16 protein-coding genes are annotated in these 18,783 nt (G+C 46.2%); 7 read left to right on the top strand and 9 right to left on the bottom strand.

Annotated features, from left to right (window positions below; genetic code table 11):
• Nucleotides 1-27: 27 nt before the first annotated feature.
• Together IEN92_RS05810 and clpB are read right to left on the bottom strand one after the other, a co-directional pair.
• The gene (locus IEN92_RS05810) at nucleotides 28-1,266 is read right to left on the bottom strand and encodes an MFS transporter (RefSeq protein WP_216161503.1); all 1,239 of its coding nucleotides are present in this window, start codon (nucleotides 1,264-1,266) and stop codon (nucleotides 28-30) included.
• A gap of 53 nt (nucleotides 1,267-1,319) precedes the next feature.
• Nucleotides 1,320-3,923, bottom strand: a complete 2,604-nt coding sequence (gene clpB, locus IEN92_RS05805) for an ATP-dependent chaperone ClpB (protein ID WP_216161501.1) — start codon at nucleotides 3,921-3,923, stop codon at nucleotides 1,320-1,322.
• A gap of 94 nt (nucleotides 3,924-4,017) precedes the next feature.
• Between clpB and IEN92_RS05800 the strand changes: the two genes are divergently transcribed.
• Both IEN92_RS05800 and ggt read left to right on the top strand, forming a co-directional pair.
• Nucleotides 4,018-4,260, top strand: a complete 243-nt coding sequence (locus tag IEN92_RS05800; protein WP_215375661.1) for a GIY-YIG nuclease family protein — start codon at nucleotides 4,018-4,020, stop codon at nucleotides 4,258-4,260.
• 116 nt (nucleotides 4,261-4,376) lie between these two features.
• Nucleotides 4,377-5,975 carry a gamma-glutamyltransferase gene (ggt, locus tag IEN92_RS05795; RefSeq protein ID WP_216161499.1) on the top strand — a complete coding sequence of 533 codons (1,599 nt, stop codon included), beginning with the start codon at nucleotides 4,377-4,379 and terminating at the stop codon, nucleotides 5,973-5,975.
• Between the two features lie 74 nt (nucleotides 5,976-6,049).
• On the opposite strand, the gene oxlT is transcribed toward ggt, so the two are convergent.
• From oxlT to IEN92_RS05760, 7 genes are all read right to left on the bottom strand, one after another.
• Nucleotides 6,050-7,318 carry an oxalate/formate MFS antiporter gene (gene oxlT / locus IEN92_RS05790; RefSeq protein WP_216161496.1) on the bottom strand — a complete coding sequence of 423 codons (1,269 nt, stop codon included), beginning with the start codon at nucleotides 7,316-7,318 and terminating at the stop codon, nucleotides 6,050-6,052.
• A 182-nt stretch (nucleotides 7,319-7,500) separates the two neighbouring features.
• Nucleotides 7,501-7,962 carry a molybdopterin synthase catalytic subunit MoaE gene (gene moaE / locus IEN92_RS05785; RefSeq protein WP_215375652.1) on the bottom strand — a complete coding sequence of 154 codons (462 nt, stop codon included), beginning with the start codon at nucleotides 7,960-7,962 and terminating at the stop codon, nucleotides 7,501-7,503.
• A 1-nt stretch (nucleotide 7,963) separates the two neighbouring features.
• On the bottom strand, nucleotides 7,964-8,221 hold the full coding sequence (moaD, locus tag IEN92_RS05780; RefSeq protein WP_216161493.1) for a molybdopterin converting factor subunit 1: 258 nt from the start codon (nucleotides 8,219-8,221) through the stop codon (nucleotides 7,964-7,966).
• Between the two features lie 18 nt (nucleotides 8,222-8,239).
• The gene (gene glp, locus IEN92_RS05775; RefSeq protein WP_255539773.1) at nucleotides 8,240-9,481 is read right to left on the bottom strand and encodes a gephyrin-like molybdotransferase Glp; all 1,242 of its coding nucleotides are present in this window, start codon (nucleotides 9,479-9,481) and stop codon (nucleotides 8,240-8,242) included.
• 19 nt (nucleotides 9,482-9,500) lie between these two features.
• Nucleotides 9,501-10,943 carry a threonine synthase gene (gene thrC / locus IEN92_RS05770; RefSeq protein WP_216161490.1) on the bottom strand — a complete coding sequence of 481 codons (1,443 nt, stop codon included), beginning with the start codon at nucleotides 10,941-10,943 and terminating at the stop codon, nucleotides 9,501-9,503.
• A gap of 19 nt (nucleotides 10,944-10,962) precedes the next feature.
• Nucleotides 10,963-12,273: a homoserine dehydrogenase gene (locus IEN92_RS05765; RefSeq protein WP_216161487.1), complete on the bottom strand. Its 1,311-nt coding sequence runs from the start codon at nucleotides 12,271-12,273 to the stop codon at nucleotides 10,963-10,965.
• Nucleotides 12,270-13,526 carry an aminotransferase class I/II-fold pyridoxal phosphate-dependent enzyme gene (locus tag IEN92_RS05760; protein ID WP_216161484.1) on the bottom strand — a complete coding sequence of 419 codons (1,257 nt, stop codon included), beginning with the start codon at nucleotides 13,524-13,526 and terminating at the stop codon, nucleotides 12,270-12,272. The genes IEN92_RS05765 and IEN92_RS05760 overlap by 4 nt, the downstream gene beginning before the upstream one ends.
• Before the next feature lie 79 nt (nucleotides 13,527-13,605).
• On the opposite strand from IEN92_RS05760, the gene IEN92_RS05755 reads away from it, so the two are divergent.
• Genes IEN92_RS05755 through IEN92_RS05735 form a run of 5 tightly spaced genes read left to right on the top strand, consistent with a single transcriptional unit; the run spans nucleotide 13,606 to nucleotide 18,754 of the window.
• Complete coding sequence (locus IEN92_RS05755) at nucleotides 13,606-13,983, top strand: Mth938-like domain-containing protein (protein WP_216161481.1); 378 nt, start codon at nucleotides 13,606-13,608, stop codon at nucleotides 13,981-13,983.
• The gene (locus IEN92_RS05750; protein WP_216161479.1) at nucleotides 13,983-15,692 is read left to right on the top strand and encodes a glycosyltransferase family 39 protein; all 1,710 of its coding nucleotides are present in this window, start codon (nucleotides 13,983-13,985) and stop codon (nucleotides 15,690-15,692) included. Before IEN92_RS05755 ends, IEN92_RS05750 begins: the two co-directional genes overlap by 1 nt.
• A gap of 15 nt (nucleotides 15,693-15,707) precedes the next feature.
• Nucleotides 15,708-16,871, top strand: a complete 1,164-nt coding sequence (locus IEN92_RS05745) for a DegT/DnrJ/EryC1/StrS aminotransferase family protein (RefSeq protein ID WP_216161476.1) — start codon at nucleotides 15,708-15,710, stop codon at nucleotides 16,869-16,871.
• A gap of 50 nt (nucleotides 16,872-16,921) precedes the next feature.
• Nucleotides 16,922-17,884, top strand: a complete 963-nt coding sequence (locus tag IEN92_RS05740; protein ID WP_215375628.1) for a glycosyltransferase — start codon at nucleotides 16,922-16,924, stop codon at nucleotides 17,882-17,884.
• Complete coding sequence (locus IEN92_RS05735) at nucleotides 17,885-18,754, top strand: formyltransferase (protein ID WP_216161473.1); 870 nt, start codon at nucleotides 17,885-17,887, stop codon at nucleotides 18,752-18,754.
• The last annotated feature ends 29 nt before the right edge of the window (nucleotides 18,755-18,783 follow it).

Raw genomic sequence — 18,783 nt, 5'->3', positions numbered from 1 at the left:
CATATTGTGGAAGCTAATGCCTACTGTTCAAGCAGATTTAGCATGCCCAAGAGTAGATACCTTAAATCCGGTCAAAATGATCATGAGCTGGAGAACGGCAACGCCAATAAATAATAGTTTTGGCAGGTCGCTATCTAGGAATATGCCAAACATCAGAGGGCTTAAGGCGGCTCCCAAATCTATCCCCGAATACACAATCCCGTACACCCTACCAGACGAGCCTGACGGTGTTGCATTACGAATCATCAGGTCACGAGATGGGGCAGCAATACCTAAGCCAAGACCGATCACTATAAAAGCCAACACAATGATCTCTAAGGGCACGAAGCCGCTTGCCAGCAGTAATCCCATCGCAATGTTGACAGTGAAGCACAGAGTGATAATTCTTTCTGGTACTTTCAGACGAGTAGCAAGAAAAGCGCCTAACAACATTCCGCCCGCACCACCAATTGACATGAGAGTCAAATAATAATTACCGGAACTGACTGCAAGATCATAAATTTTGAAAAGTGCAGTCGGTGCAAATGATTGCAGCCCAGTGGTTGCCGCCATGCTGAAGAAAAAGAAAATCCAACAAAGCCAAACTGCAGGTAGCCTCATAAAGCCAAAGGTAGTCAGTGGAGCAGCACCTGGATTATTTTCAGCATGCTTACTTTCAGACTCTGCTCTGCGTGCATGAACGTCATCTACTAAACGTGCACGATTGAGCCAAAGCGTTACAAGGATCAAAGCTTCAAGCGCTGCTGCAGCCAAGAAGGCAATACGCCAATCAAATAGCGTAGTCACAGCCACCATAAAGGCTGGGGCAGCGGCCCACCCTAGATAGCCTGCGAGTCCATGAATAGAATAGGCATAGGGCAAGTTAGCTGGAGAAATTTTATGATTAATGAGTGTGTAATCGACTGGATGAAAAATACCATTACCGCAACCAGCAACTACTGCACCCAAAACCAAAGTCCAGTAACCCACACTCTGAGAGTAAATGAGAGCGGCCAATACCAAGAGTCCAATCCCAGCAAATAAAACAGGGCGCGCTCCAATGCGATCAACTAAAAAACCAGAAGCGGCTTGAACCATACAAGAGACCACAAAAAAAATGGTCATGAGCAATCCAAGCTCAGCATAGTTAAAGCCAAAATCTGCCTTTAGCCATGGGAACATGGGCGGCAGAATCAGATGAAAGAAGTGAGAGCTGCCGTGCGCTAGGCTAATGAGAGCAATAACCCGGACATCACTGGCACGCCTACTAGTAAGGGCAACAGTCATGTACCGAGTTTACTGGCGCAGAAAGATTTCTGCTGAACTCCATTGCTTACTGCTTAGTGCACTTGCCTGGTAAAACTAAATTCACCTTTTTTATCCACATCAACAGGCACCACATCCTTAGGACCAAACTTGCCTTCCAAAATCATCTTGGAGACTGGGTTCTCAATGTGTTGCTGAATGGCGCGCTTCAGCGGTCTCGCTCCAAATACTGGATCAAAGCCTACTTCAGCGATCTTATTCAAGGCAGCATCAGAAACTTCAAGCTGCATATCCACTTTTGCCAAACGATCAGACAAGTTTTTGAGCAAGATCTTAGCGATATTCGCAATATTGCCTTTATCAAGACCATGGAAGACCACGATCTCATCGATTCGATTCAAGAACTCTGGACGGAAGTGATTCTTCAGCTCTTCAAATACCGCTTCTTTAATTTCAGATTGCTTCTTGTCTGCCATAGATTGGATCAAATGCGAACCAATATTGCTGGTCATCACAATCACGGTGTTCTTAAAGTCAACAGTACGACCTTGACCATCTGTCAAACGGCCATCATCTAGCACTTGCAAGAGAATGTTAAAGACATCAGGATGTGCTTTTTCGATTTCATCAAACAGAATGACGCTGTATGGATGGCGACGCACTTGCTCGGTCAGGTAGCCACCTTCTTCGTAACCAACATAACCGGGAGGCGCACCAATTAAACGAGCAACGCTATGCTTTTCCATGAACTCACTCATATCAATCCGAATGAGGTGATCTTCACTATCAAACAAGAAGCCAGCCAAAGCCTTGCATAGCTCAGTCTTACCTACACCGGTAGGCCCTAAGAACAAGAATGATCCATATGGACGATTCTCCTCAGATAAACCAGCACGGGAACGACGGATGGCATCAGAAACCGCCCGAATCGCTTCTTCTTGACCAACCACACGCTTGTGTAGCAACTCTTCCATTTTGAGCAGTTTGTCGCGCTCGCCTTGCATCATTTTTGATACAGGGATACCCGTAGCACGAGAAACCACTTCGGCAATTTCTTCGGCACCGACTTGCGTACGCAAGAGTTTATTTTTCACTACGCCGTCTTTATCGCCCTTTGCTTCCGCAGCGGCAGCAGATTTCAGCTTTGCCTCTAACTCAGGTAATTTGCTGTATTGCAACTCGGCAACTTTCTCAAGCTTGCCTTCACGTTGCAACTTCACAATATCGGCACGTACTTTTTCGATTTCTTCTTTGAGATGCGCAGCACCCAACACAGCGCCCTTCTCTGCTTTCCAGATTTCCTCCAGGTCAGCATATTCAGCGCCTAAGCGCTTGATCTCATCCTCAATCAAACCAAGGCGTTTTTGAGAAGCTTCATCTTTTTCTTTCTTAACCGCTTCACGCTCAATTTTTAGTTGTATTAAGCGACGATCAAGCTTATCCATTACCTCAGGCTTGGAATCAATCTCCATTCGAATACGTGAACCGGCTTCATCAATGAGGTCGATTGCTTTATCTGGCAAGAAACGATCAGTGATATAGCGATGGGATAACTCTGCAGCAGCCACAATCGCTGGGTCGGTAATCTCAATACCGTGGTGTAGCTCATAACGCTCTTGCAAGCCACGCAAGATAGCAATGGTTGCCTCAACGCTCGGCTCTTCCACCATCACTTTTTGGAAACGGCGCTCTAGCGCAGGATCTTTTTCGATGTACTTACGGTACTCATCTAAAGTGGTTGCACCGATGCAATGCAATTCACCACGCGCTAAGGCAGGCTTCAGCATATTGCCAGCATCCATGGCACCATCACCTTTGCCAGCACCAACCATCGTATGAATTTCATCGATAAAGATGATGGTTTGACCTTCGTCTTTAGCAACATCACTGAGAACAGCTTTGAGGCGCTCTTCAAATTCTCCACGATACTTTGCACCCGCTAGGAGCAAGGCCATATCTAAGACCAAGACGCGCTTATCTTTTAGAGTCTCAGGAACTTCGCCGTTCACAATACGTTGTGCCAAGCCTTCCACAATTGCAGTTTTACCAACACCAGGCTCACCAATGAGCACAGGGTTATTCTTACCGCGACGCTGTAAGATCTGAATGGTGCGACGAATCTCATCATCACGACCAATTACTGGATCAAGTTTGCCCATACGAGCACGCTCTGTTAAATCGACCGTGTATTTTTTGAGGGCTTCACGTTGACCTTCGGCATCTGCACTATTCACTGATTCTCCTCCGCGCACTAAATCAATAGCCGCTTCTAACGATTTACGATTTAATCCATTCTCGCGAGCCACTTTACCGAGCTCACCTTTGTCATCCGCAACTACCAGCAAAAATAGTTCACCAGCAATAAACTGGTCATTGCGTTTATTGGCTTCTTTTTCACATAGGTTCAACCAATTGCTCAGCTCACGTCCTACTTGAACTTCACCGCTAGTGCCTTGGACTTCTGGCAAGTTGCTGATCACCTTTTCTATGCCTTTTTCCAGGCCTGGAACGTTGACGCCAGCACGGGTTAATAAACTTTTAGCCGCGCCATCAGAATCACGCAACATTGCCAGCAGAACGTGGGCAGGCTCAATATATTGATTGTCTTTGGCTAGAGCGATACTTTGAGCCTCGCTGAGTGCCTCTTGAAATTTGGTTGTTAATTTATCTATTCTCATTTTTAAACTCCAGATATCTATCTATAGAATATAAGGACAATATGACAAAATTCAAGGCTTTTTCACCCTCTTTTTCAGCGAATTTACCCCTACTTTGACCTGGCTTGTTTACCTTTTAGAATGTGCTGACGGCAGCTACTATGCGGGCATCACTAACCGTTTAGAACATCGCCTGGAAGCCCACAATTCAGGACAAGGTGCGCGCTATACCAGGTCTCGTAGACCAGTCATCCTCTTGGCTACCCAAGAGCACCCGGATCGATCTGAAGCCTCTAAAGCCGAGCTCCGCTTAAAGCGTTTACAAAGGTCTGAAAAGCTGAATTTCTTTAAAAGCTAAATCCCAATACAGCTTAATTAGGCTAACCAAATTTGTGCATAACAAGTCAGGCGACTATATGCATGAGCCATACAATACGGACATAACAAAATTCATTATTGAACTGGAGATGAAATATGCAACCAAAATGGGGAATTAGAGGAATGGCGGTTGCGCCACACTCCTTAGCTTCAGAATCAGCATTATCAGTTTTGCGAGAAGGTGGCAATGCCCTAGAAGCCATGGTGGCTGCTGCTGCAACTATCGCTGTGGTCTATCCCCATATGAACTCTATTGGCGGAGACTCCTTCTGGGTCATTCATTCTCCGGGCAAAGCAATGGGTGGAATTGATGCCTGTGGAGCAGCTGCTGGATTGGCCACTAAACAATGGTATGCAGAACGTGGCATCACTAAGGCCATCCCATTTCGTGGTGCAGTAGCCGCCAATACAGTTGCTGGAACTATTTCCGGCTGGGGAGCAGCGCATCAGCTATCTAAACAAGGGCTGGGTGGCAAACTCCCTCTCGCCCGCCTTCTTGCTGATGCGATTCACTATGCCGAAGCCGGAACACCTGTCACCTTTAGCCAGTCGAGCCTAACTGCAAAGAAGGCTCAAGAGCTTAGCCCTATCCCAGGATTTGCAGAGACTTTTTTAGTAAACGGCAAAGCCCCAACTGTCGGAAGCATCTTTAAGCAAGAGCGTCTTGCAAAAACCTTACGGCAGATTGCCAAAAAAGGGAGTGATGACTATTACCGTGGTGAATTGGCTGAATCGCTGGCCAAAGAACTCACTGATTTAGGAAGTCCACTGAGATTAGACGACTTACAACGTCACAAGGCAAAACTCATAGACCCTCTTGAGCTAAAACACAGTATGGGCAAGGTCTATAACATGACGCCGCCTACGCAAGGTGTGGTCTCATTAATGATTATCGGCATCTTGGACCAGTTGAACTTAAAACGATTTAAGGTTGATAGTGCCGAATATGTTCATCATTGTGTTGAAGCTACCAAACAAGCATTTAAGGTACGAGATCAATTCGTAACCGATCCCGCATACATGACAAAACATGCTCAATCGTTCTTAGACCCTGCTTTTTTGAAAAAACTTGCTAAGAATATTGATCCAGAGAGAGCGCTTCCATGGGGTCAGGGCAAAGGTCCAGCTGACACCATTTGGATGGGCGTGATTGATGGAGATGGCAATTGTGTTTCCTTTATTCAAAGTATTTATCACGAGTTTGGTTCTGGCATTGTGCTTCCTAGCTCAGGCGTCAACTGGCAAAACCGCGGTTGCAGTTTTTCTCTCGATCCCAAAACCCTCAATCATCTCGAGCCTTACCGCAAACCATTCCATACCCTGAATCCGGCATTGGCCTTATTCAAGGATGGTCGCTCCATGGTTTACGGCACGATGGGTGGAGATGGCCAACCCCAAACTCAATGCGCAGTATTTACACGCACAGCTACTTATGGACTCAATCCACAGGATGCTATCAGTCGCCCCCGCTGGCTTCTCGGGCGCACTTGGGGCCAAACGAGTGATAGCCTGAAATTGGAATCGCGTTTTAACCCTTGGGTAGCAAAAGAGCTTCATGCCTTAGGTCATGAAATAGAAATGTTAGATTCCTTTGATGAAACTGTTGGTCATGCAGGCTGTATTATTCGCGATCCATCAGGCACACTACAAGGAGGATGGGATCCTAGAAGCGATGGCGCGGTGAGCTCGTTCTAGTATCGAATAATTATCTAGTGCCATTAAAAAAGGCTACCAAACTTGGTAGCCTTTTTCTATTTCCTAATGACAGCTTATGCGGTACGTGTCTTCAAATACTTTGCACGCATTGGGCGGAGCACAAAGAATGCAAGAATAGCTGCTGTAGCATCTAATACGATCATGATGCCAAACACGGGAAGCCAGCTATCAGTTACACCATGAATATAGGCTGCAACTGGAGCGCCAATAATGGAACCAACACCTTGAGCCATGTACAGGAAACCATAGTTTGTAGTGGCATGCTTTTGACCAAAGGTATCAGTCAAAGTAGATGGGAATAAAGAGAAAATCTCACCCCAGCCAAAGAACACAATACCCGACAGCAATACGAACAACACAGGGTCAGAGCGTGTCATTACCCAAGCAAACATGGCAACAGCTTCTAGGCCAAAAGCAATCGTCATCGTGTATTCACGTCCAATACGGTCGGATACCCAGCCAAATATAGGTCGAGTTAAGCCATTAGTAACGCGATCAATTGTTAAAGCTAAAGGTAAGGCGGCCATACCAAAAACCATGGCCGATGTAATACCAAAGTCTTTTGCAAACGCACCCATTTGAGAGATCACCATCAAACCCGATGTAGACATCATGGACATCATCAAAAACATTAGCCAAAAAACTGGTGTCTTCAACATTGTCTTTGGTGGAACTCCCGTTGCAGCAGCCTCTATCTGATCGGCCGTTTGCAGACGATCAGCATGAGGAACGCGAATACCTTGCGCAGCCAACAAACCAACAGCGCCAATGATGTAACCAAAGAATGTCAACGTGCCCTGAATGCCGGTCTCAGTCAAACTCGCAGAAATTGGGAAAGTAGTCAGCAATGCGCCGATACCATAACCAGCAGCAACCATACCCACCGCAAATCCACGATTATTTGGGAACCAACGAACCATTAAACCAACAACACCGATGTAAACAATACCAGTCCCCAATCCACCCAAAACGCCATAGGTAATGTAAAGGTGTGATACGGTAGTCAGGTTGGCTGAAAGAACCCAGCTTGCGCCCGTCAGAATTGTTCCAATGGATAACAAAAGACGAGGACCAAATTTATCTACTAAGTAACCCTGGAAAGGCGAGAAGAAAGTTTGCAACACAATCAAGATAGAAAATGTTATTTGCAGTTCTGTCAAAGTAACGCCAAGCTGCCCCATGATTGGCTTGGTAAATAATGCCCACACATATTGAGGGCTAGATATGGACATCATACAAATTACGCCTAAAGCCAATTGCACCCATTTCGACTTCAAGGGGTTGCTACTAGTACTTTCCGTGCTCAATGCTGCTGCTGTCATGAGAATCTCCTAGGTTTTGTTTAATCAAAATTTCTAAAAACTTTTGTTAATGCATTTTGATCTAAATTTACGGGTAATTACTAAGGCATTCTCTTAGATGGTGCAGAAGTGCTTATTTTGGTGCAGCTTGATGCACCAATAAAAACCTCACTAGAAAATCTAATACGGCAAAGAAAATGGAATTAGTTCTTCTTCCAACGAGCCATTGCAGCTTCATCGGTAATCCGGGCGTCGACCCAACGCGAACCTTGCGGGGTATCTTCTTTTTTCCAAAAGGGGGCTGCGGTTTTTAAGTAGTCCATGATGAACTCACAGGCAGCAAATGCTTCGCCTCTGTGAGCGCTGGTCACTATCACTAAAACAATTTGATCTTCAGGCAGTAATGGTCCAACTCTATGAATCACTAGAGTCTGGTAAGTATCCCAACGGGACTTTGCTTGATCCAGAATTTCTTGGAGGGCTTTTTCAGTCATCCCAGGGTAGTGCTCTAAGGTCATCCCCTTTACTTGGCTGCCGTCATTCATATCACGCACTGTGCCCAAGAAACTCACTACAGCACCCACCCTTGGGTCGCCTTTGCGCAGCGCCGCTATTTCAGCGCTAATATCAAAATCATTTTCTTGGATGCGGATTGAGCTTGACATATCAGCCCCCCGTAACCGGCGGAAAGAATGCCACTTCCGCGCCCTCAATCAATGCCGTACTTTCATCAACCATATGTTGATTGAGCGCACAGCGCAACACCTTACCTTCAGCCAAGACTTCAGACCATGGATTACCACGATCAATGAGGTGCATTCTGAGGTCAGCAATCGTTTTTACTGTAGTCGGTAAGGCGATGTTCTCTTGCGAGACGCCAAGAGTTTCACGCAGTGATGCGAAGAAGCGTAATTCGATTTTCATGAACTCATCGTAAACCGATTATTTGAGGAGTGCATCAAAGGGGATGTATTTCACTAGGTCACCGGCCTTAATTGGCTGGTTGGGAGGGCAATCAACCAAGCCATCACCCCAAGATGCGCTGGTAAGGACGCCAGAGCTTTGATTCGGAAATATATCCAAGCCACCATTGCCATTAAGCTTCACGCGCAGGAATTCGTTACGACGATCTGCTTTTAACCAATCAAAATCTGCCCGCATCAAATAAGACTGCGGCTGTTTTACTTCACGACCTTGTAGTTTCAAAATAAAGGGTCGCACAAATAGTAAGAAAGTGACAAAGCTTGAGACTGGGTTACCAGGCAGCCCTATAAACCACGCTTCGCCATCTTTTACCTCATCGGATTTACGAACTGCACCAAATGCTAATGGCTTGCCAGGCTTGATAGCAATCTGCCATAAGTCCAATCTCCCTTCGGCCGTCACTGCAGGCTTAATGTGATCTTCTTCTCCAACCGATACACCACCAGACGTAATAATCAAATCATGATCTTTACTTGCTTTACGTAATGCTGCCCTAGTTGCATCTAGCCGATCCGGAACAATTCCCAAATCTGTGGCATCACACCCCAAAGCCTTTAGACATGCCAATAAAGTATCGCGATTGGAGTTATAGATGCCACCTGGCTTCAGTGGTTCACCAGGGAGAGCTAACTCATCACCAGTAAAGAAAGCGGCCACTCTGACACGACGCTTTACATTTAGATGCGTCAGACCAGCAGAGGCAGCAACGCCAAGCTCTTGTGGGCGCAAAAAAGTGCCTGCAGTTAAGGCTGTTTTACCTGCAGTGAGATCTTCGCCCTTTCGACGAATCCACTGTCCAGATGATGGAGCAATATTGACCTGCACCTGATCGGTGGAGCTTTCAGGGATACTGCAATCCTCTTGCATCACTACTGCATCAGCACCCAGGGGAACAGGTGCACCCGTAAAAATTCTGGCAGCCGTACCGGACTCAAGCATTGTCCCAACAGAGCCTGCTGGAATGCGTTGGGCAATTTTGAGAACACTGCCGGGATTTTGAGTATCTGCTGTACGAACCGCATAGCCATCCATTGAGGTGTTATCTAGGGGCGGAACATCTACTAAGCTGTTGACGTTTTCAGAAAGCACTCGACCTAACGCAGCTTGCATTACCACTTGTTCAGTCTCGCTTACCGGCTTGGCATGAGATAACAAATGATCCAAGGCCTGCTGTGCAGTCAACATGGGAGGCTTAGTCATAGCAAGTAATGGTTTTTATCTAGCTCAGATGCGTCGTGATGAATGCTTTAACCTGATTTACATCTGCATCCATATTCTCTACCCGCTGCGGCTTCGATTTAATATCTTTAAATGCAGGCGGGCACTCAGCGGGACGTCCCAGAGCTTCTAGAATTGTTTCTTCAAACTTAATCGGTAGCGCAGTCTCTAGCACGAGCATAGGAACACCTGCTTGTAGATGCTCACGAGCTACCTTCACGCCATCAGCAGTATGGGTGTCAATCATGACGCCATAACGGCTATCGATATCACGGATTGTTTCTAGGCGATTGACATGAGTACTGCGACCCGATTGAAAGCCATACTTACCCAACTCTTTAAAGACTGCATCTTGAGAGATATCAAAGCCACCGCTTGTATCGACTTGCTTGAACATCGCCGCAGTAGCCTTGCCGTCTTGACCCATGAAGTCAAAGACAAAGCGCTCAAAGTTACTCGCTTTAGAAATATCCATCGATGGACTAGATGTATGCAAAGTCTCAGCGGACTTACGTGCACGATACACACCACTCCGAAAGAACTCATCCAAAACATCATTCTCATTGGTTGCTACAACCAAGTGCGCAATTGGTAAACCCATCATGCGAGCAATATGGCCAGCACATACGTTACCGAAGTTACCAGACGGTACGGTGAAAGACACTTTCTCAGAGCTGGATGTAGTTGCCAGCAAATAACCCTGGAAGTAGTACACCACTTGAGCCACTACACGACCCCAGTTAATGGAGTTCACGGTTCCGATTTGATTATTGGCTTTAAAGGCATGGTCGTTACTTACCGCCTTCACAATATCTTGGCAGTCGTCAAAGACGCCCGCTACCGCTAAATTGAAAATATTGGGATCTTGCAAGGAATACATCTGCGCAGACTGAAATGAACTCATCTTCCCGCGGGGTGAGAGCATAAATACTTTCACACCCTCTTTGCCACGCATCGCATATTCAGCAGCACTACCAGTATCACCAGAGGTTGCACCTAAGATATTGAGTTGTTGCCCTTTTTTCTTCAGGGCATACTCAAACAGATTACCCAGCAATTGCATGGCCATATCTTTAAAGGCTAGTGTTGGGCCATTTGAAAGGCTGAGCAAACCAATGCGTGTGCCATGTTCTTCACCCAACCAATGCAAAGGTGTGATGTCTTTAGCGTTATCTTGCGGACGGCCATTGCAGTAAACCTGCTCGGCATAGGTTTTACGTAACAATGCCCGCAAATCTACCTCAGGAATATCGTCGCAATAAAGACTTAACACTTCATAAGCCAAATCAGCATAAGACAAACCACGCCATGAATCTAGTTGCGCTGGAGTAACTTGCGGATAGTGGGTTGGTAAATACAATCCGCCATCCGGCGCCAATCCTCCCAAGAGAATTTCTAGAAAAGATTGTTGTGGACTATTGCCACGAGTAGATTGATAACGCATGGATTTTGCTGAATTTTGCTTAAGACAGATTTTCTAAGCGAATCTTTACAACTTCGCCTGCAACCGTTTTGAGATTCTGGATCTCTTTAATTGCGGCAAGCATGTTCTTCTCTTTGGTCTCATGTGTCAACGCAACCAAATCTGTTTGACTTTCACCTTCGTCGGCTTCTTTTTGCAAGAGCGCATCAATTGATACACCATGTGAAGCTAAGATCTTGGTGATATCAGCCAACACGCCAGCCTGATCCGCTACCCGCATACGCAAGTAATAGCTTGTAGAGATCTCACCAATCGGCAATACGGGGGTGTCCTGCACTGCATCTGGCTGGAATGCCAAGTATGGAACACGATGCTCAGGGTCCGCACTCAGCAAGCGAGTAATGTCTACTAAATCAGCGATCACTGCAGAAGCAGTAGGCTCAGCACCAGCGCCTTTGCCGTAATACAAAGTAGTGCCGACGGCGTCGCCAAACACTTGAACCGCGTTCATAGCACCCTCAACGTTTGCAATCAAGCGCTTTGCGGGAATTAAGGTCGGGTGCACACGCAACTCAACACCGGTTGGTGTTTTCTTAGCAATACCAAGTAACTTAATGCGATAACCTAACTGCTCTGCATAGCGAATATCACTTGCGGCTAATTTAGTAATACCTTCAATATGGGCTTTATCAAATTGCATCGGTATACCAAATGCAATTGCGCTCATGATGGTTGCTTTGTGAGCAGCGTCAACACCTTCAATATCAAAAGTAGGATCCGCTTCGGCATAGCCAAGACGTTGCGCTTCTTTCAGCACAGTCTCAAAATCTAAACCTTTATCGCGCATCTCAGAAAGAATGAAGTTCGTTGTGCCATTGATAATGCCGGCAATCCATTCAATACGATTAGCAGTTAAGCCTTCACGTAAGGCTTTAATAATCGGTATGCCTCCAGCAACTGCTGCCTCAAAGGCAACCATCACACCCTTGGCATGAGCAGCTTTGAAAATCTCATTACCGTGAACAGCAATTAAGGCTTTATTTGCCGTCACAACATGCTTACCGGCAGCAATCGCCTCTAAAACCAAATCTTTAGCAATACCGTAGCCCCCAATGAGCTCCACAACGATATCGATTTCAGGATTATTGATGACGGCACGCGCATCAGTGACGATTTGTGCACGATCTTTCACGATCTCTTTGGCACGCTCAACATTGAGATCAGCTACAGTATTAATGCGAATGCCACGGCCCGCACGACGGGTTATCTCATCTTGGTTGCGCTCGAGCACGGTGAATACGCCACCACCAACAGTGCCAATACCTAATAGACCTACTTGAATCGGTTTCATGATGCCTTTGATGCGGTTGAAGAAGCCTTGCGGCCATGTTTATTACGATAGCGCTCCAGAAAACGCGCGAGACGGCTGATCGCTTCTTTAAGCACATCTTCATGCGGTAAGAACACCACCCTGAAATGATCAGGCTTGCCCCAGTTAAAACCAGAGCCCTGCACTAACAATACTTTCTCTTCTTTCAGAAGATCCGCAACAAATTGTTGGTCATCTTCAATCGGGTACATCTCGGGATCTAATTTTGGAAATAAATACAAAGCAGATTTAGGTTTAACGCAAGTCACACCGGGAATTTCTGTAATCAACTTCCAAGCAAGATCACGTTGTCTTGCAAGGCGCCCGCCTTCAGCTACCAAATCATTAATACTTTGGTAACCACCAAGGGCAGTTTGGATTGCATACTGACCTGGCACATTTGCACATAAGCGCATCGAGGCCAACATATTGAGGCCTTCAATATAGTCGCGCACCATCTCTTTATCCCCGGAAACCACCATCCAGCCTGCACGGTAGCCACATGAGCGATAGTTCTTAGAGAGGCCATTGAAAGTTATTACAACCACATCGGTAGACAAAGAAGCCAAGGAGATATGCTTCTCCTCGTCATACAACATCTTGTCGTAAATTTCGTCAGCAAACAAAATTAAGCCGTGCTCACGAGCAATTTTTGTAATCTCTAGCAATACTTCTTTGGAATAAATTGCGCCTGTTGGATTATTGGGATTAATCACGACAATCGCTTTGGTACGTGGTGTAATTTTTTTACGCAGATCATTTAAGTCTGGTGCCCAGTCATTCGCTTCATCGCAAAGATAGTGCACTGGTGTGCCACTAGATAAACTCACTGCAGCAGTCCACAGAGGATAGTCTGGCGCAGGCACTAAGACTTCATCGCCATCATTGAGCAATGCATTCATCGATAGAACGATGAGTTCAGAAACGCCATTGCCGGTATAGACATCATCGAGCGTTACGCCTTGAATGCCTTTTTCTTGGCAATACTGCATGATGGCTTTACGAGCAGCAAAAATCCCTTTGGAGTCAGAATATGCTGAGGCATTACTCAAATTTCGAATCATGTCCAACTGAATCTCTTCAGGAGGATCAAAACCAAAAACCCCTACGTTTCCGATGTTTAATTTGATGAGTTTGTGACCCTCTTCTTCCATGCGCTGAGCGATCTCAAGCACCGGCCCACGAATGTCATAACAGACGTGATTGAGTTTTTGGGACTTTAGGATGGGTTTCACAATAAATTTAAGGGTAAGTTCTTGAAATCTTGGAAAAAACAGCTAGCTATAATCCACATAATTATGACAGAGAGTCCACTTGAAGCTTCAATCTGACCCCTATTCCGGAGCAAATACGATCACCGGCTACGGGGATGGTTACGTCGAAATCAACCGGACGCCCTATGCCCATGCTGTCTTATTGAGCTCTGACGGGGCAATCAATGAGTGGCCTGTGCAGTCATTTGACACTCTAGAAGCAGACCATTTTGCACAAATGGTTGTCCTCAAGCCCGAATTGATCCTGCTTGGAACTGGGCGGAAACAGCGCTTTCCCAAACCAGAACTCTTAAAAGCCCTGATTTCAGCAAAAATTGGCTTTGAAATCATGGATTCTCAAGCCGCTTGCCGCACCTACAACATTTTGGTTGGCGAAGGACGCCAAGTACTGCTGGCTTTAATTGTGGAGCCCATTTAATGCAATTTGGGCAAATTCGACAATCATCCGCTTTGCACCCAGGCAAAATTTTATTGCTCGTCATTATTTATGGCTTGCTCTGGTTTGGCACACTGAACTACCGCCACCTCATTCCATCCGATGAGGGACGCTATGCTGAAATTGCGCGCGAGATGTTGGTTACGGGTGATTGGATTACACCCCGTTACAACGGCTATAAATATTTTGAGAAACCGCCCCTGCAAATGTGGGCGACCGCAGCAGCATTTCAAGTGTTTGGCATTGGTGATTGGCAAGCGCGCTTATGGACCGGACTCACCGGCTTCCTGACGATTTTGTTGATTGGCTTTACAGGCGCACGCATCTATAGTGCGAGAGCTGGATGGTTAGCAGCTGTAGTGCTTGCATCCAGCCCTATGTGGGTGATTAGCGGTCACTTCAATTCTTTGGACATGGGTCTATCGTCCCTTTTGGTCGCCGCACTGTGCAGCGTTCTATTGGCACAAACCTCGCCCAACACACTACATCGTCGCAATTGGATGTGGGTCTGTTGGATCCTGATGGGGCTTGCCACGCTTTCCAAGGGATTGATTGGTGCAGCCATTCCAGCAATGGTGTTTATTGCTTATTCTGTGAGCGCATGGGATTGGAAAATTTGGACGCGTATTCGTTTATTCAGTGGCATCGTTTTGTTTTTAGCGGTCACTGCGCCCTGGTTTATCTTGGTAGCACAGCGCAATCCTGAATTTTTAGAGTTCTTCTTCATCCATGAGCATTTACAACGCTTCACTCAGGATGCACACAGCAGAACAGGCCCAATTTATTATTTTGTCCCACTACTAATCATTGGTTTATTGCCTTGGGTATTGCAAATTCCTGGAGCAATTGCGCAAGCGTGGTCTGAGCGCAAACATGACATCACCAAATTCTCCAGCGGTCGACTCTTAACTTGTTGGTTTGTGGTGATTTTTGTTTTCTTTAGCGTCTCACACTCAAAGCTGCCGGGCTACATCATTCCTATTTTTCCTGCCCTTGCATTATTGATCGGCAATCGACTAGATCGTTTATTGGGCTTTACCAATTCCATGGGATTACCTTGGAAATTACAAACCCTGGGTTTTGCAACCCTCGGTTGCATTGGCTTTCTCTTTTTATCTGACATCGGCAAACAAGCAAGGCCTGATGAAATTGAAGCTTATGCGCAATATACCTATTGGGTCATTGCAGCACTCATTGCACTCATCAGTTTTAGTCTGTTTGCGGCACTTCAATCCAAGCGCAATGGTCTACAAAGTATTGTGAGCTTTGCTGGTGGATTCTTTCTCTGCGCCATCATTGCAGGAACTGGTCATGAAAGCTTAGGTCGTGCGGTTTCTGGCATTGATCTTGCTAACCGAGTAAAAGCATCCATTCCAGAAAAAGTGAACTTCTATTCTGTACGCCTGTTAGATCACACGGTTCCGTTTTATCTTGGTAGAACCATGATCATGGTTGAATCTCCAGATGAACTGGAGTTTGGCGTCAATCAAGAGTCAGAGCTCTGGATGCCAAGCCTAGATGCCTTCATCATTCGCTGGAAAGAAGACCCTACAGCGTATGCCTTAATGGTTCCTGAAGAGTATGTCGCGCTTCAGGAGCTAAATCTGCCCATGCAAGAAGTAGATCGAGACTCTCGTAGGGTGATCGTGAGACACCCCGACACATCCAACCTGGCAAACGGTCCGCAGTAAAGTAATATAAGACCCATGTCCACCAGTCCTGCATTCATACCCTTTACGCGCCCCAGCTTCAATCAAGAAACGATTGATGCAGTTGCAGAAGTATTGCGTTCTGGCTGGGTAACCTCTGGACCAAAACTGGCCGAGTTTGAAGCAACACTGAGTGAATATTTTGGTGGTCGTCCAGTACGCTGCTTTGCGAATGGCACAGCGACTATGAAGATTGCATTACAAGTTGCTGGTATTGGTGTAGGTGATGAAGTGATTACCACCCCAATTTCTTGGGTAGCAACTTCCAATGTTGTCTTGAGCGTTGGTGCAAAACCGGTCTTTATTGATATTGATCCGCATACACGCAATATTGATCTCAATAAAGTAGCGGCAGCGATCACACCAAAAACACGAGCGATCATGCCAGTCTATCTTGCAGGTCTACCAGTCAATATGGATCAGCTCTATTCAATTGCTAAACAACATAATCTGCGCGTGATTGAAGATGCCGCTCAAGCCTTTGGTTCACAATGGCAAGGCAAGAAGATTGGCAGCTTCGGAGATCTCGTGAGCTTTAGCTTTCAGGCCAATAAGAACCTCACCACTGTCGAGGGCGGTTGCCTGGTTTTCAATAATGATGATGAAGCCAAGCTAGCTGAAAAATTCCGCCTCCAAGGCCTAACCCGTCAGGGTATGGATGGTATGGACGTTGATGTATTAGGTGGTAAAGATAATCTCACCGATGTGAATGCGGTGATTGGCTTGCAACAGCTGAAACAATTACCTGCGTATCAAGCACGTCGCGCTGCATTAGCGCGCCAATACTTCGATGCGATCCGTGCTGAACTGAAGTCTGCTGGATTAGAAACTCTCAAAATAGAACTCCCAGTGGAAAACTTTACTGAGAGCAATTGGCATATGTTTCAAGTGGTCCTGCCACTTGATGAGCTCAATGTTGATCGTGCTCAAGTCATGACTGAATTGAAAGAATTGGGCATTGGTACTGGGGTGCACTACCCAGCAATCACCAGCTTTACTTTATATAAAGAGTTGGGCTACAAGACAAGTGATACCCCTAATGCTCAGCGCATCGGGCGCTCTATTTTGACTCTCCCACTCTTCCCAGGCATGGCAGATGCAGACATCACTCGCATTGCCAGCGAACTAGTGGGAATCCTCAAGAAACACCGTAAAAACTAGTCATATTCAGTTTTAAGGGTTTGAAACCCAGAATCAGGCAAAATTGCGCCATGACTGCTAATTTAGTTGCTAATCCAAAGCTCAGCGTTGTTATCCCCGTATACAACGAGGAAGATGGTCTTCAAGCCCTCTTTGATCGCCTCTACCCAGCCTTAGATGCCCTGGCTGGCAAACACCAACTTTCTTACGAAATCGTTTTTGTAAACGACGGCAGTAAAGATCGCTCAGCAGGGATTTTGGCTAAGCAAGTTGAATTGCGCCCTGATGTCACTCGCGCCGTCTTATTTCATAGCAACTTTGGTCAACATATGGCCATCATGGCGGGCTTTGAATACGCCAAGGGTGAATACATCATTACCCTAGATGCTGACTTACAAAATCCCCCTGAAGAAATTGATGCTCTCGCAAATCAATTAATCAAGGGTCATGATTATGTTGGCACGATTCGTGCAGATCGTCGCGATAGCTTTTTCAGAAAATTTGCTTCACGTTTGATGAATCGTCTACGTGAAAGAATTACGCGTATCACCATGACTGACCAAGGATGCATGTTGCGTGGTTACAGCCGTCGGATTGTTGACCTCGTTCGACAATGTGATGAGAACAACACCTTTATTCCGGCGTTGGCTTACACCTTTGCTGCGAACCCTACCGAAATCACCGTCAAGCATGAAGAGCGCTTTGCTGGTGAGTCGAAGTACAGCCTATACCAACTCATTCGTTTGAACTTTGATTTGGTCACTGGCTTTTCGATCATGCCTTTGCAGATTTTCTCCATCCTCGGCATGTTGCTCTCACTCGCTGCTGGTAGCTTGTTTGTATACCTCTTGGTGCGTCGTTTCCTTCTTGGCGCTGAGGTTGAGGGTGTCTTTACCCTCTTTGCCCTAACCTTCTTTCTCATTGGCGTGATGCTCTTTGGGCTTGGCTTGCTGGGTGAATATATTGGTCGCATCTACCAGCAAATCCGTAATCGTCCACGTTATGTGGTGCAAACTGTTTTAGAGAAAAAATAATTGCACGCAGTCGTTTTCGCTTATCACGATGTTGGTGTCAATTGCCTCAAGGCACTTCTCAATGCAGGTATTCAGGTTGATCTAGTAGTCACTCACCAGGATGATCCTAATGAGAATGTGTGGTTCGGTAGCGTAGCGAAACTCTGCGAAGAAAAAAATATTTCTTACATCACTCCAAGTGCGAATGAATTGAATGATTTAATTCCTAAGCTGCAAGCACTATCACCGGATTACCTTTTTTCTTTCTACTATCGACACATGATTCCTGCGCAGATTTTGGCGTGCGCCAAGATTGCCGCATTGAATATGCACGGCTCGCTACTACCAAAGTACCGTGGCCGCGCACCAGTGAATTGGGCGATTCTGAATGGCGAATCCGAAACTGGTGCCACCTTGCACATCATGGAAGCAAAACCAGATGCCGGCGATATTGTTGGTCAAGTTGCAGTGACTATTGGTGCCGATGAAACCGCCACCGAGGTTTTCGGCAAAGTCAGCCAAGCGGCGGTAAAAGTGATTGAAGCCGTTCTTCCCAGCCTGATTGCTGGGAAAGTACCCCGTAAGCCCAATGAGCTCAAAAAAGGCAGTTATTTTGGCGGCAGAAAGCCTGCCGATGGGCAAATTCATTGGAATCAAACTGCTGCGCAGGTTCACAACCTGGTGAGGGCGGTTGCACCCCCTTATCCAGGTGCGTTTACAGAATATGCAGGCAAAACCATGATTGTGGCCAAAACGAGCCTCAATCAGCCTATTCCTGAGCATCTCAATCTTGGGGTTTGTGGCATCCAAGTGGTTGATAATCAGGTATTAGGCATCTGCGGAGACCGCCAGGTAGTGGAAATTTTGGAATGGTTTCCGGCAAGCAAATAAGCATGAAATATAAATTAGATTAAAACGAG

The sequence above is a fragment of the Polynucleobacter sp. MWH-Creno-3A4 genome (assembly GCF_018881885.1).
Classification (GTDB): domain Bacteria; phylum Pseudomonadota; class Gammaproteobacteria; order Burkholderiales; family Burkholderiaceae; genus Polynucleobacter.
Note: the sequence above shows the minus strand (reverse complement) of the source record. Positions and strands in the feature narration are given on the sequence as shown.